Raw genomic sequence first — 13,623 nt, 5'->3', positions numbered from 1 at the left:
TTAATACTAAAGATATTAAACTCTCAGCATGTTATAAAGTTCTTTATTCCAAAAACCTCCAACTTGCTTTGTGGTCTTTTTTCAGTGTCTGACCTGTAACTTTTGCTCTCAGTATTTCCACAGGCATAGCATTTTGACTCATTATAAGATCATGATATTCCTTCTCTGTCATCTTACCGGAATTCACCACTTCGTCTCTTAAAGAGTAGAACTCCAAGGCACCGATCATGTAGGCGATTTGATAAAGTGGTCCATATCCACCTTCGAATGATCTTCGCACCTCTGCCTCAGCATTTGCGCGCTCATGGCCTACTTTATCCACTAATAGATCAATACACTCTTGAGGAGTCATTTTTCCCAAGTGATAATTCAGGGAGAAAATGATTCGTGCGCAGCGGTGCATTCTCCAGAACAGCATACCCACTTTATCCTTGGCGTCTCTAGGGAAATCTTTGTCCCACAGGATAAACTCCCAATATAAGGCCCAGCCTTCTGTCCAAAACGGAGTTCCAAACATACGTCGGTGAGTCATATTCCGCTGATTCATAAATTGCTGCAAATGATGACCAGGAATTAACTCATGCTGCACAGTAGCTCTGGAGAAATGAGGATTATTACCGCGCATACTCATCATTTTATCCTCATGGCTCATCTCAGATGTAGGATAAGAAATCTGTATGGACTCTCCTCCCAGAAAAAATGGACTTACCCGTTGGCGCTCTGCAGAAATCATCACTGTTCTCCAGGTCTCTTTTGCCAATGGCGGCACCGTAATCAGGTCGTTAGATTCTACGTATTCAGTTGCTTCTTCTGCCAATCGGATCACTTCCGCTGGCCATTCTCCCGCAGGAAAATAAGCTTCCTTAACCATTTCCAGAGCCGCTTTCCAGTCATCCCCAAAACCCAGTTCGTTCGAGGCTTTCAACATTTCTTTCTCACACCAAGCAAATTGCTTTTCCGCCTCAGCGATCAGTTCTTCTGGACTATAAGCGATCATCTCAAAAGCCAATTGTTTTTCCAGCGCATCTCTGCCAATCGGTCTTCCTATGATTCCACTTCCATCGTCTTTAACCGAATTTGTATAGTGTTCACGCAATGCTTTAGCGTACACTTTCATACGCTCGTCAAGCTTTTTCCAAGGTTCGGGCATCCACCAAGTAAACATGGGATCATATTCAAAGTAATAACTATACGCTTCTCCAGTAGCTCTATTCACAGCTTCTACTGCGCTAGCGGCAAGATCCGCTTTCTGCCAACTAGTATACTTTGGAATTGAGGCAAGGTTTTTCAATTGGGTATCTACTTCCTTGGCAGCCTGATTCCAGGTAGCTGCGAGTTTTTGAGGTTCAGGCTTCTTCGCTCTACGTCTTCCTGTATAAAATTCTTCCAAAGGCTGGGTAAAAGCTAAAACCCCTGAAACTTCGTCAAAGGATGCCTTTTCTATCGCCAATTCTGCAAGTTCTTTTTCCAGATAATTCCGAAAAAGTACATAGTCAATTTTCCCATCCGCAGAAAGTGAGCCGTAATTCACCTTGCCTAGATCAGTAAGGTAGTTCTGATTCAACGTTTGAATTCTGGAAAAATACGTGTTAGAAAGTGAATTGGAGTATAACCTCCTTAATGCGCCATAATCAGCTTGATAGGTCTGAATAGTTTGGGCCAATTCGGTCGAAAAACCCAAAGTAGAGATTAAACATAAAATCAGGAGTAAATAGATTTTCTTCATAAGACTTAGGAAAAGTGAAGTCTTAAATTAAATATTTTGCCCTAAAATCTTCCTAATCACCTCCGCATAAAAACATCCTTAAGCAATTCTTTGATTAGCGGTAAAATTGATTTTTAGCAGAAACGCACAAGCAATTTATGCTCAAATACTTATATTGACCTTGATCCGAAGTTGATGCCATTCCTAAATTGAATCAAACAGCAATTTTTGAAAGCCTGATACAGATGATTTATAAAATCATTTTTATCTATTGTTCCTTCTGTTCAGGGTGATTTTTTAGCCTGAGAATGAACAATTCCACCAAATCCAAATCATTATGGAATTAAAGATCACTAATCTTTCGAAGACCTATCCAAACGGAGTTAAGGCTTTAAATGATGTATCACTGAGTATTCCTCAAGGAATGTTCGGTCTGCTTGGACCAAACGGAGCAGGTAAATCCACCCTCATGCGCACTATCGCTACGCTCCAAGATGCAGACAGCGGAAGCATTATGCTCGATGAGATCAATGTCCTGGAAGATAAACAAGCTGTGAGAGAAAGGCTTGGATACTTGCCACAGGACTTTGGATTATATCCTAGAATCAATGCGGAAGTGATGCTGGATCACATAGCGCAGATGAAAGGTATAGGCAAAAAATCTGAACGAAAAGACTTAGTAGCAAGTCTTTTGCAAAAAGTGAATCTCTTCAAAGACCGAAAAAAAGGACTCGGAACTTTTTCTGGAGGCATGCGCCAGCGTTTTGGTATTGCTCAGGCTTTGGTCGGCAGCCCTTCATTGATCATTGTGGATGAACCTACTGCCGGATTGGATCCCTCAGAAAGGAACAGGTTCTATAATTTGCTGTCGGAAATCGGAGAAAATACCATCGTGATTCTATCCACGCATATAGTGGAGGATGTAAATACACTTTGCTCGAACATGGCAATCATCTGTGAGGGAGAACTACTGATGCAGGGTAAGCCTAAAGAAGGAATAGCTAGGGTGCTCGGGAAAATCTACAAGAAAGCCATCGACAAAAATGAGCTAGACAGCTATAGAAATGAATACCACGTGATCTCTACCAAATTGATAGAAGGACGACTGAGCTTGCGAATAGAAAGTGACTCTGATCCTGCGAATGGGTTTGAGGCAGTACCGGCAGATCTGGAAGATGTGTACTTCAGTACTATTTCAAAGAAAGTAGATCCTATTACTATCTAAGGTTTCAGCTATGTTTTTAGACATTTTCATTTTTGAGCTGAGATACCGGTTTGGTCGGCCGGCTACTTATATTTACTTTGGACTATTGCTGGTCGTAGCTATGCTATTGATCGGGTTCGGAAATACTCCTGCTTCCGAAAAAGTATATCACAATGCACCCATAGTCATCGCAAATCTTCAGCTATTGATTTCTCTTTTTGGAATCTTGATAGCTTCGGCGGTGATGGGAGTCCCTCTTTATCGAGACCTGGAGCACAAAACAGGGACTTTTCTATTCAGCTATCCCATTTCAAAATTCTCCTATTTCATGGGGAGATTTTGGGGTTCTTTCCTCACCCTGCTATTTATTTCCTTAGGGAGTTTGATTGGGATCTTTTTGGGAAGCTTACTCGGCCCTACTTTTGGCACGGACGCATTGAGATATGGTCCGAATGAACTGATGAACTACCTTCAGCCCTGGCTGACCCTTACGTTACCCAACCTCTGGTTTGCGGCAACATTATTCTTTGCGCTAATCGTTTTCACAAGAAATATCAAATCAATTTACTCGGGTGGCATCGTAGTTTTCATCGCCTATTTCCTCGCCAATTTCCTTGCAAGAGATATAGAAAACAAAGATCTCGTACAGCTGCTGGATCCATTTGGACTGAATACGTTCGATTATCAAACTCGGTACCTGACTCCCTTTGAGCAGAACAACTTCATTCTACCATTATCAGGGAATTTATTGTGGAACAGATTAATCTGGTCAGGGATAGGGCTGGCGTTTTTCATAGCTGCATACTTTCGATTCAGTTTTAGCTATTTCTTCAAAACTGTCCAGAAAAAAACAAAAAAAGAGGATTCATTACCTTTCGCAGGCAGTCTCTCGCAAGTAATTTCTAAAGCGAACTTTGCAGGCAGCTATCAATGGAACAGCTTCCTTACCCTTACAAAAATTGAAGTACAGAATATTACCAAAGACGTTTATTTCAGGTCAATTTTACTGGGTGGAATGGTCTTTTTGATCTTAGACTTTTGGATTGGAAATACGCTTTATAGTGTTCCTAATTTCCCTTCCACTTCCTTCCTGATGGAATACAAGACCTTTGATTACAATCTCTTCGTATTCATCATTATCGTGTTTTTCACAGGAGAAACTCTCCACCGAGACAAGGCTTCTGGCTACTCAGTCATCAATGATACCTTTCCGGTAAAAGACGGGGCAGTGATCGCTTCCAAGTTTTCCGGGATGGCATTTGTCTGCTTGCTGCTCACTACGCTTCCAATTATAGTTGGCCTTATCATCCAGACGCTGAAGGGCTATTTCAATTATGACCTCGGGGTTTATTTGGTAGATAGCTACCTTATTTCACTTCCCGATTACCTGCAGATGGTCATGCTGGTCTTTGCCGTACATCTGGTGGTGAATAACAAATTCGCTGGACATGCAGCAGCTATTGGCATTTGGGTTTTGATCATTATTCTTCGGGATTTTGCCAATTATGATTTCAACCTATTCTTCTTTTCCTACAAACCGGCATATCGCTGGAGCGACATGAATGGATTGGGTCACTTTGGTGAGCCCCTTTTCTGGTATAATCTGTACTGGACAGCTTTTGGGATCTTCCTGATTTTATTTTTCAGTATTTTCTTCAGCAGAGGAATTGAGAATTCTGTAAAAAGCAGGTTCACTACGGCTCGCAAAAAACTGGGCAAAAAGACTGCACTAGTTTCTTATGTGTTTCTGCTGGTAGCAATACTGACCGGAGGATACATCTACCAGTCCACCGTCTATAAGAATACCTACCGAACAGCTAAGGAGGGTGAAAAAAGACAGGTAGCCTATGAGAAGCAACTGAAGCAATATGAGTTTTTGCCTCAGCCAAAAATCACCAAAGTCAATCTCAAAGCCAATCTCTATCCCATGGAAAGAGATGCCTATTTCGAGGCTCAGATAGAACTTGTGAACAAAACTGATATACCCATAGATTCTGTGCATTTCAATAGCACCGGGCTCACCTCATTTGAGGTTTTGTACAATGACGCTGAATTGCCTTACCGGATCCCACTGGTATATGAGCCGGCTAAGTTTCAGATTTTTGGCAAAAAAGCAGAACGGGAATGGTACAAGATCACAGCACTTCCTAGGATTATGATGCCTGGTGACACGCTTGAGTTAATGATCAAAAGTAAGGTGATCAATGATAAATTCCCTAATTCAGGCTTCGGAAGGGAGTTGGTGTATAATGGTTCCTTCATAGCAGGCGGCATGCCTGACATTGGCTATTCATCAGGCAATGAGATGGAAAGTGATGAAAAGCGAAGGGAATATGAGTTATCCGAAAAACCGGAAGATCTGCCTCCACACGATGACCCATATGGACGAAAAACGCTGTTGTTTTCAGACGAGGCTGATTTTATCCAGTTTGAAGCTACAGTAAGTACTATCCCAAGTCAAATCGCCGTAGCACCGGGATATTTGCAAAAAGAATGGACTGAAGGTGATAGAAGGTATTTTCATTACATTCAAGACACGCCAATTCAGTCATTTTTCTCTGTACTTTCTGCAGAATATGAAATCCTTAGGGACGAAGCATCTTTGCCTAATGGGCAGAAAATTGATATAGAGATTTATTACCAAAAAGGGCATGAGTATAATTTGGATCGATTTGTTCAGTCATACAAAGATGGATTAATCTATTTTTCCGAGACCTACGGACCATTTCAATTTAGACAAATGCGCATTCTGGAATTCCCGCGTTATGCAGGTTTTGCGCAGTCCTTTCCAAATACAGTCCCTTTTGCAGAAAGCTTCGGGTGGGTGGCAGATTTCTCTGATCCCAATAGTTTTGATTATGTCTATTACGTGACAGCACATGAACTCGCGCATCAATGGTGGGGGCATCAGATCACGCCAAATTATACTCGAGGATCCAATTTGATCTCCGAAGCTTTGGCCGAATATTCTGCGCTGATCTTGTCGGAACGAAAGTATGGAAAAGAGAATATGAAACGTTTCCTAAAAGATGAGCTGGACGGATATCTGCGTGGTAGATCTAATGAGAGCAAAAAAGAAAATGTGTTTATCAACACAAATCGCTCCTATCAATGGTACCAAAAGGGCAGTTTGATTTTATACGGATTGCGGGATTTGATAGGGGCAGAAGCGATTGACAGTGCACTGTACAATTTCAATGCTGAGTTTGGCTTGAAGCTTACTCCGCCATTTCCTGGGAGTGCCGACTTATATAGACATTTGGATGCCCATACCCCCGATAGTCTGAAATACTACCTCGATGATACCTGGAACAAAATCACTCTGTATGATAACAAAGCTGAGCAAGTGACTGCCACAAAAGTAGCTGAAGGAGAATACGAAGTAACTCTCAGATTGAAGTCTCAAAAACTCTATGCTGATTCGGCCGGACAAGAATCAAATGCTGATTATCAAGGCGATTACATCGATGTAGGGATCTTCGCAGCAGATGATCAGGATGAGAATGGAAAAGATCGGGTAAACCCACTTTATATCCAAAAGTATAAACTCAAACCCGGTGAGACTACCCTCACTATCAGCGTAAAAGGTGAACCAGCAAAAGCCGGAATCGATCCCTTCAATAAATTAATTGATCGAATTCCCGACGACAACACGACCAGTGTGGAAGTCAGGTAAAAAAAAGGGTAGCTTCAACTTGAAGCTACCCTTTTTTACTATTTTCTCTTTCGAAGCAGTGCTACCAAAATTAGGACAAATATTGCACCAGCCACTATCCAAGCCCAAGGCTGTTGGTACCATTCTTCTTTACCGATGTTCACATCGATATCCAATCCTCCATCTTGAGCAAATGCAGTGACGGAAAAGGCCATGGTAATTAGAAATAATGCCACACTTTCCGAGTACTTTTTCAATTGATCTTTCATGGTATGTTAGTTATTATTTGAATCTAATATTATAAGTCGCCGCCACACCAATAGTCTGAATATCCATGGCTGGAGCAGAGGTAAAGACTTGATTATAAAAAGCGAAAATGTTCCAGTCGTAATTATGGTAACCTACTTGTGGACGAATATAAAACCCTCCATCACTGGCAGCATCCCCAGTCAAAAATGTGTACCCTAAATCAGTTCCTACAAAGAACCCGGATGGCTCCGGATAGTATCTAAGCATCAAGCCAAGAGGGATTGCTCCAAAGTCCTGAGCACCAGCTACCTCTGAATCTTTGAAATATTTGGTATAACCAGTGACCACACCGAGACCGAAATTGTCTGTACGCATGAACTGACCGGCTACATCCAACCCAAAAGCAAAAGATGAGTAGTCACCTAAATCTCCTACTGGCACTCCAAGATTTAACCCCAATTTTAACCACGAATTATCGTCATTGATATCTTCAATATCACGTGTTACTTGAGCATAAGAAGCAAATGCAGCAAGCATTAGGGTAAGGGATAAAATTAGTTTTTTCATAATCGGTTTGTTTTCTTTCCACCTAACCAAACCCAATGCCATGAACAAATATGTTTTTCTCAAAGAAGTCCAGCATCTCATTTATAGACCTTTAAACGCTTTTAACTTTCTCCCCCATCAATAATATAATTAAAAGAAACACGTTCTCATCGCCCTAATTTGGGGAATATTATTCTCAATACTGAAAAATACTCTCCCACATCATCGTTTCACATATTCCAGTTTCCTCCAGTCTTTTGGAGTCATTTCTGTCAAACTTCTAAATGTTTTGTTGAAATGTGACAAGGTCTGAAAACCTACCTGAAAGGAAATTTGAGAAATACTCAAATCTGTCTCAAGCAGTAACTTTTTAGCCTCTGTGATCCGCAGCTGCTGCACATATTTTGTAAAAGTCCTTCTCGTCCTTAGCTTAAAAAATCGGCAAAAAGCTTCTTTGCTCATATATGCCTGCTCAGCCACTTCTTCCAAACTGATCTGCCTAGTACTATTTTCAAGAATAAACCGCATCACCTGATCCATGCGACGGCCATCTCGCTCAGTCATGGTCTTTAGAACTGGAATTTGATTTAGTGCAACTATATTGTCAGAATTAAAATCCAAAAGCGATAGAATATGAATGCACTGTCGAAGTCTAGTCAATCCTGAAAACTCTCCAAACTGAGCAAGCAACTCCGTTATCCCATCCCTTATTTCTCCGGTAATTTTAAAGCATCCTGAAATTTTTTCATTTAGATGTATAAGATCAAGAAAGTCCTCCACCTCCGAAAAAGCACCACTCACTGCTTTGAAATCAAAGAAAATCGTATTTCCTGCTATAGTGAGTTCACTTTGCTCCTGAAAATAATCAGCATCACTCCTGAAAACATGGGGAATACTTTCTGCCAATAAATACACTTCCCCGGGCTCAAACCTCCCAACATAATCCCCAACCAGCAACTGACCGCGCCCCTCTAAAATAAGAGTTAATTGAGCTTGGGGGTGTTGATGAAGGTTATCGTAAAAATGCTTCCCCCGATCCTCTTGGTACTGAATAAACGTTTTTTCAGATTTCGGAATCTGAAAGGATATTACCTTACTCATTGGTGATAATAGGCTTAAATTGCTAAACAATCTCAATTATAATCATTTTTTGATCAAAATAGAGTCATTATTTACTAAATAAACCCTTTCATGAAATTAATGCATGACCTAATTTTGAAAGAAAAAACGATATGAACTGGAAAGGTGTATTCCCCGCTGTGACGACTAAATTCCATGCTGACGGAAGTTTGGATATGGAGTTATTTTTCAAAAACATTGACTTCCAGCTGGAATCCGGAGTGCACGGAATTATCCTTGGTGGTACTCTGGGAGAAAGCTCTGTTCTATCTCAGGAAGAAAAAATCACCTTGACCCGAGAAACTGTCAACTATCTAGACGGTAAAGTCCCTGTTATCTTGAATATCGCAGAAGGAGCCACTCAAGATGCTCTTTTTTGGGCTGCAAAAGCGGAAGAACTAGGAGCTGCAGGCTTGATGATTTTGCCCCCGATGAGATATGCAGCTGACGCAAGAGAAGTGGTGGCATATTTCAAAGCAGTAGCGAACAGTACCAGACTGCCAATTATGATTTATAACAATCCGGTGGATTACAAGACTTTGGTGACTTTGGAAATGTTTGCTGAGCTGGCAGAATGTGAAAACATCCAGGCGATCAAAGAATCCACTCGGGATATTTCTAATGTCACTCGTATGCGCAATCGCTTTGGGGATCGCTTCAAATTGCTTTGTGGTGTCGATACGCTTGCGATGGAAGAATTGGTCATGGGTGCAGATGGCTGGGTAGCTGGATTAGTTTGCGCCTTTCCCAGGGAAACGGTGACAATTTTCAACTTGATCAACGAAGGTAGAAATGAAGAAGCAAGAGAAATCTACCGTTGGTTCTTACCGCTTTTGGAATTGGATATCCATCCAAAACTCGTTCAATACATAAAACTTGCCGAGCAGCATTGCGGTATAGGTTCCGAGCACGTTCGCGCACCTAGATTGACCTTGATCGGAGAAGAAAGAGCAAGAATTGAGAAAATCATTACCAACGGCTTGGCGAAAAGACCTAAATTGTAGATTAGAATGTTTAGATAAGTGGTCTTGTAATTAAAGCAGAAAAGCATTTAATCCTCGACCCGTTCTCATCAGGCTTTAAACTAAAAACTCGCTAATCTTTCATCTTATAAATATTACAATCTTATGAATCTCGATACTATATTTTCAGCTGCTCAAGAAGCATTTTTATCTTATAAAAATCTCTCAGGTGCTAAAAAAGCTGATTTTCTAGAGAAAATAGCTGAAACCCTCGAAGAGAATAGAAGTGCAATTGTACTTATAGCAGTGAAAGAATCGAATCTTCCAGAAGGCAGACTTAATGGGGAATTAGGACGTACTACGGGCCAGATTAAGCTTTTCGCCAATCAGCTAAGAGAAGGAAGCTGGGTGGAAGCAACCATTGATCCGGCCGATCCAAAAAGATCCCCTTTGCCAAAAGCAGACATACGTAGAATGCTTATTCCGATCGGTCCAGTGGTGGTTTTTGGAGCGAGTAATTTCCCATTGGCATTTTCCACTGCAGGCGGAGATACCATTTCAGCTTTGGCAGCAGGATGCCCAGTGATCTACAAAGGCCACCCAGCACATCCTGATACTTCAAAATTCGTAGCCGAATGCATTTCCAAGGCGGTTAAAAAATCTGGTTTGACTGAGGGAGTATTCACTCATGTGGAAGGTGGAGTAAAAATGGGGCAAGATCTAGTGAAGCATCCTTTGGCAAAAGCAGTAGCCTTTACTGGATCATACGGAGCAGGAAAATCTCTCTTTAATATAGCAAGTGATCGTGAGGAGCCTATACCAGTGTATGCTGAAATGGGCTCTGTAAATCCGATTTTTACCTTTCCGTTGCGGTTGAACAATGAATTAGTCCCTATGGCTCAAAGCTATGTCAGCTCACTCACCTTAGGAGCAGGGCAATTCTGTACCAACCCGGGGTTGATTTTTGTACCGAAAGAATTGGCAGGCAGATTTGAAAATGCGATATCGGAAGCGTTGAAAGGAGCTGCAGATAGCCCTATGCTTCACGAAGGAATTGCGAGCTCCTACTACACTGCGCTAGACAATCTTAAAATGCGATCAGAACTGAATTGGGTAAAAGTGCCAGATGCAGGTCATTTAATCAATGGAAGCCCGGCATTGGCAGAGATCAAAGCTGCCGATTGGATCGCAGATGATCTTTTCCAGCAGGAAGTATTTGGCTCTTTCGCCTTGATGGTAGTGTATGAAAATGAAGCCGAGCTTATAGAGGTTGCCAAAAAACTTCATGGACAGCTTACCATTACCCTGTGGGCGGATTCCTCTGAGCTGAAAGCCAACACTGAACTGATTAATCTTTTGGAAGAGAAATGTGGACGATTGCTATTTGCAGGAGTTCCAACTGGTGTAGAGGTAGGCTATGCGATGCAGCATGGCGGGCCATTCCCTTCTACTACTAGTGTAAATAGCACATCTGTTGGAGCTCATGCAATCAAGCGATTTGCCCGACCGATTGCTTTACAGGATATGCCAGCCGCTTTGCTTCCTGATGCATTGAAGAACGAAAATCCACTTGGAATCACTAGACAGATAAATGGCAAGTTCACCACTGAGAAAATCTAGGGATTCACGAGGTTGGATTTGGGAATTATGTGCATACGATGCACCTCAATTATTTCTAAATAAGTTACCATTGGAAATTTGAGTGTTATCCAGATTTGCTCACTTTCTAGGCTATTTTCGAATCTTTCTATCCACCACGGCCAGGTTCTTCCAATTTTGAAACAACTAATGTCAACAAGACACACCTTTTCCTGCATCGATGCCCATACTTGTGGCAATCCGGTGCGGGTAGTTTCAGGCGGAGTTCCCTTTCTAAAAGGAAATAATATGCTTGAAAAACGCCAATATTTCCTGGACAATTTGGATTGGATCAGGACTGGATTGATGTTCGAACCACGAGGTCATGATATGATGTCCGGCTCGATGCTTTTTCCTCCGCATAATATAGAAAATGATGTCGCTGTGCTCTTTATTGAGACCAGCGGCTGTCTACCTATGTGCGGGCATGGCACGATTGGGACGGTGACGATTGCGATTGAGGAAGGATTGATTTACCCTAAAACTCCCGGAAAGCTAAGATTGGAAACCCCAGCAGGTTTGGTTCTAGTCGAGTATAAGCAAGAAGGTAACAAGGTGAAATCCGTAAAGCTCACCAACGTCAAAAGTTTTTTGGCCGCAGAAGGATTGGAAATAGAATCCGATGAGTTGGGAAAACTCGTCGTAGATGTCTCTTATGGGGGCAACTTCTACTGCATCATAGATCCTCAGGAGAATTTCCCAGGCCTGGAACATTTCAAAGCAGAGCAATTAATCGCTATGGCTCGTTCGCTTCGCCAGAAGATGAATGAGAAATATGATTTTGTGCACCCAGAGCATCCCGCCATCAAAGACATCTCCCACATACTTTGGACAGGAAAAACACTAGATCCAACGAGCACTGCCCGTAATGCCGTTTTCTACGGAGATAAAGCGATTGACCGTTCTCCTTGTGGCACGGGCACATCAGCAAGATTGGCTCAATGGTACGCCAAAGGGCTTCTGAAACCGGGAGAGAGTTTTATCCATGAGAGCTTTATTGGCTCCAAATTTATCGGAAGAATCGAAGAAGTAACAGAGATTTCAGGTAAACCAGCCATTATCCCAAGTATTGAAGGTTGGGCTAAAGTTTACGGATATAACACCATCATCCTTGATGACGATGATCCGTATGTACATGGGTTCCAAGTGATATAAAAAGACATTAGAAACAAGACTCCCTACATGCATTGTATTCCATCTTGATACTAACTACTTGATACTTATTCATGAAACCAACCATCATCATCGGCGGCGGAATAGTGGGACTCTTCTCAGCTTATTTTCTTCAAAAAGAAGGAATCGAAGTCACTGTAATCGATCAGGGCGATATGGAAGTGAATTGCTCCACGGGCAATGCCGGCATGATCGTTCCAAGTCATATTATTCCTCTGGCTGCTCCCGGCATGATCAGTAAGGGTATTTCCTGGATGTTCTCTTCCAAAAGCCCTTTCTATATACATCCTCGAATGGACGCCAAACTTATAAAATGGTGTTACCAATTCTATAAAGCTGCAAATCCTGATCATGTGAAGCGGAGTGTCCCTGTTTTGAAGAATCTAAGTTTGCTAAGCAAAGCACTTTATCAGGAATTCCGGGATGAGCATCCCGATTCATCGATTGCTTTACAGGAGAAAGGATTAATGATGATTTATCAAACTGATGCAGTTGAAAAAGAAGAAATTGAATTTGCTCACCTGGCAAGAAAACACGGTCTGGAAGCAGATATCCTAAGTCCTGAAGATATCCGAAAGTTTGAACCAAATCTGGAGGTAAAAGCCCGTGGAGCGGTTCGATTCCCAGGAGATGCGCACTTGGATCCGGGAAAGCTATATGAATTTTTGAAACGCTTCCTTCAGGAAAAAGGTGTGAAATCCCTACCAAACACTATCGTTCAGAGTTTTGAAAAAAATGGAAATACTGTCAACGCAGTCCTCACAGATCAAGGGAAAATCGAAGCGGATAAAGTAATCCTTTGTGGAGGCTCTTGGTCTGGGGAATTGGCTGATTTATTGGGCTTTACCCTTCCTATGATGGGTGGAAAAGGCTATTCTTTCTTACAAGTGAACAAGCCTGAGATTATGCAATCTTCGATTTTGACAGAAATGAAAGTGGCTGTCAGCCCTTATGGCTCACATATCCGCTTCGGTGGGACAATGGAAATCGCTGGTACCAATCAAAAAATCAACCTCAATCGAGTAAAGGGAATTTACGAATCCATCAATCGCTATTACCCGGAATTTGAAGCAAAATTTCCTGACGAAAACAACATATGGAAAGGACTAAGACCTTGCTCTCCAGATGGACTGCCCTATATAGGTTTTGCACCTGGCTATTCCAATGTGATGGTAAACAGCGGGCATTCCATGATGGGGATCAGTCTTGCTCCTGCCTCAGGGAAAATCATAAGTGAATTGCATCAGCAGAAGGATACAGCATTGGAATTGACAGGATTTGAAGTAGGGAGATATAGCTGAACTTGAATTATGGTACTTGAGACTGAGTCCTTCGAAATTTTGAAAACTTCGAAGGACTTTTTTTTTATAAA

10 protein-coding genes are annotated in these 13,623 nt (G+C 41.8%); 6 read left to right on the top strand and 4 right to left on the bottom strand.

Annotated features, from left to right (window positions below):
* Positions 1-43: 43 nt before the first annotated feature.
* The gene (locus U3A58_RS03855) at positions 44-1,726 is read right to left on the bottom strand and encodes a DUF885 family protein (RefSeq protein WP_323822070.1); all 1,683 of its coding nucleotides are present in this window, start codon (positions 1,724-1,726) and stop codon (positions 44-46) included.
* Positions 1,727-2,042: 316 nt separating this feature from the next.
* Here U3A58_RS03855 and U3A58_RS03850 point away from each other — a divergent pair, with 316 nt between their 5' ends.
* Positions 2,043-2,930, top strand: coding sequence for an ABC transporter ATP-binding protein (locus U3A58_RS03850; RefSeq protein ID WP_323822069.1), 888 nt, complete (start codon positions 2,043-2,045; stop codon positions 2,928-2,930).
* A gap of 10 nt (positions 2,931-2,940) precedes the next feature.
* A complete protein-coding gene (locus U3A58_RS03845) occupies positions 2,941-6,585 on the top strand; it encodes an ABC transporter permease/M1 family aminopeptidase (protein ID WP_323822068.1) in 3,645 nt (1,214 codons plus the stop codon).
* 38 nt (positions 6,586-6,623) lie between these two features.
* Here U3A58_RS03845 and U3A58_RS03840 read toward each other — a convergent pair whose 3' ends face one another.
* The 3 genes from U3A58_RS03840 to U3A58_RS03830 form a co-directional block, all read right to left on the bottom strand.
* Positions 6,624-6,833 carry a hypothetical protein gene (locus tag U3A58_RS03840; protein ID WP_323822067.1) on the bottom strand — a complete coding sequence of 70 codons (210 nt, stop codon included), beginning with the start codon at positions 6,831-6,833 and terminating at the stop codon, positions 6,624-6,626.
* Between the two features lie 13 nt (positions 6,834-6,846).
* A complete protein-coding gene (locus tag U3A58_RS03835) occupies positions 6,847-7,380 on the bottom strand; it encodes a hypothetical protein (protein WP_323822066.1) in 534 nt (177 codons plus the stop codon).
* A 201-nt stretch (positions 7,381-7,581) separates the two neighbouring features.
* Complete coding sequence (locus U3A58_RS03830) at positions 7,582-8,460, bottom strand: AraC family transcriptional regulator (RefSeq protein WP_323822065.1); 879 nt, start codon at positions 8,458-8,460, stop codon at positions 7,582-7,584.
* 131 nt (positions 8,461-8,591) lie between these two features.
* Here U3A58_RS03830 and U3A58_RS03825 point away from each other — a divergent pair, with 131 nt between their 5' ends.
* The 4 genes from U3A58_RS03825 (at position 8,592) to U3A58_RS03810 (ending at position 13,552) form a co-directional block, all read left to right on the top strand.
* Positions 8,592-9,482: a dihydrodipicolinate synthase family protein gene (locus U3A58_RS03825; RefSeq protein ID WP_323822064.1), complete on the top strand. Its 891-nt coding sequence runs from the start codon at positions 8,592-8,594 to the stop codon at positions 9,480-9,482.
* Positions 9,483-9,605: 123 nt separating this feature from the next.
* Positions 9,606-11,060: an aldehyde dehydrogenase (NADP(+)) gene (locus tag U3A58_RS03820; protein ID WP_323822063.1), complete on the top strand. Its 1,455-nt coding sequence runs from the start codon at positions 9,606-9,608 to the stop codon at positions 11,058-11,060.
* 168 nt (positions 11,061-11,228) lie between these two features.
* Positions 11,229-12,233: a 4-hydroxyproline epimerase gene (locus tag U3A58_RS03815; protein ID WP_323822062.1), complete on the top strand. Its 1,005-nt coding sequence runs from the start codon at positions 11,229-11,231 to the stop codon at positions 12,231-12,233.
* A 71-nt stretch (positions 12,234-12,304) separates the two neighbouring features.
* A complete protein-coding gene (locus U3A58_RS03810; protein WP_323822061.1) occupies positions 12,305-13,552 on the top strand; it encodes an NAD(P)/FAD-dependent oxidoreductase in 1,248 nt (415 codons plus the stop codon).
* Positions 13,553-13,623 lie beyond the last annotated feature (71 nt).

The organism is Algoriphagus persicinus (assembly GCF_035156415.1).
Lineage (GTDB): Bacteria > Bacteroidota > Bacteroidia > Cytophagales > Cyclobacteriaceae > Algoriphagus > Algoriphagus persicinus.
Note: the sequence above shows the minus strand (reverse complement) of the source record. Positions and strands in the feature narration are given on the sequence as shown.

What these genes read in the sequence shown, in the direction of transcription:
- U3A58_RS03835 (WP_323822066.1), bottom strand. Translation starts at nt 7,380, where the DNA reads ATGAAAAAACTAATTTTATCCCTTACCCTAATGCTTGCTGCATTTGCT.
- U3A58_RS03845 (WP_323822068.1), top strand. Translation starts at nt 2,941, where the DNA reads ATGTTTTTAGACATTTTCATTTTTGAGCTGAGATACCGGTTTGGTCGG.
- U3A58_RS03820 (WP_323822063.1), top strand. Translation starts at nt 9,606, where the DNA reads ATGAATCTCGATACTATATTTTCAGCTGCTCAAGAAGCATTTTTATCT.
- U3A58_RS03855 (WP_323822070.1), bottom strand. Translation starts at nt 1,726, where the DNA reads ATGAAGAAAATCTATTTACTCCTGATTTTATGTTTAATCTCTACTTTG.
- U3A58_RS03825 (WP_323822064.1), top strand. Translation starts at nt 8,592, where the DNA reads ATGAACTGGAAAGGTGTATTCCCCGCTGTGACGACTAAATTCCATGCT.
- U3A58_RS03840 (WP_323822067.1), bottom strand. Translation starts at nt 6,833, where the DNA reads ATGAAAGATCAATTGAAAAAGTACTCGGAAAGTGTGGCATTATTTCTA.
- U3A58_RS03830 (WP_323822065.1), bottom strand. Translation starts at nt 8,460, where the DNA reads ATGAGTAAGGTAATATCCTTTCAGATTCCGAAATCTGAAAAAACGTTT.
- U3A58_RS03850 (WP_323822069.1), top strand. Translation starts at nt 2,043, where the DNA reads ATGGAATTAAAGATCACTAATCTTTCGAAGACCTATCCAAACGGAGTT.
- U3A58_RS03815 (WP_323822062.1), top strand. Translation starts at nt 11,229, where the DNA reads ATGTCAACAAGACACACCTTTTCCTGCATCGATGCCCATACTTGTGGC.
- U3A58_RS03810 (WP_323822061.1), top strand. Translation starts at nt 12,305, where the DNA reads ATGAAACCAACCATCATCATCGGCGGCGGAATAGTGGGACTCTTCTCA.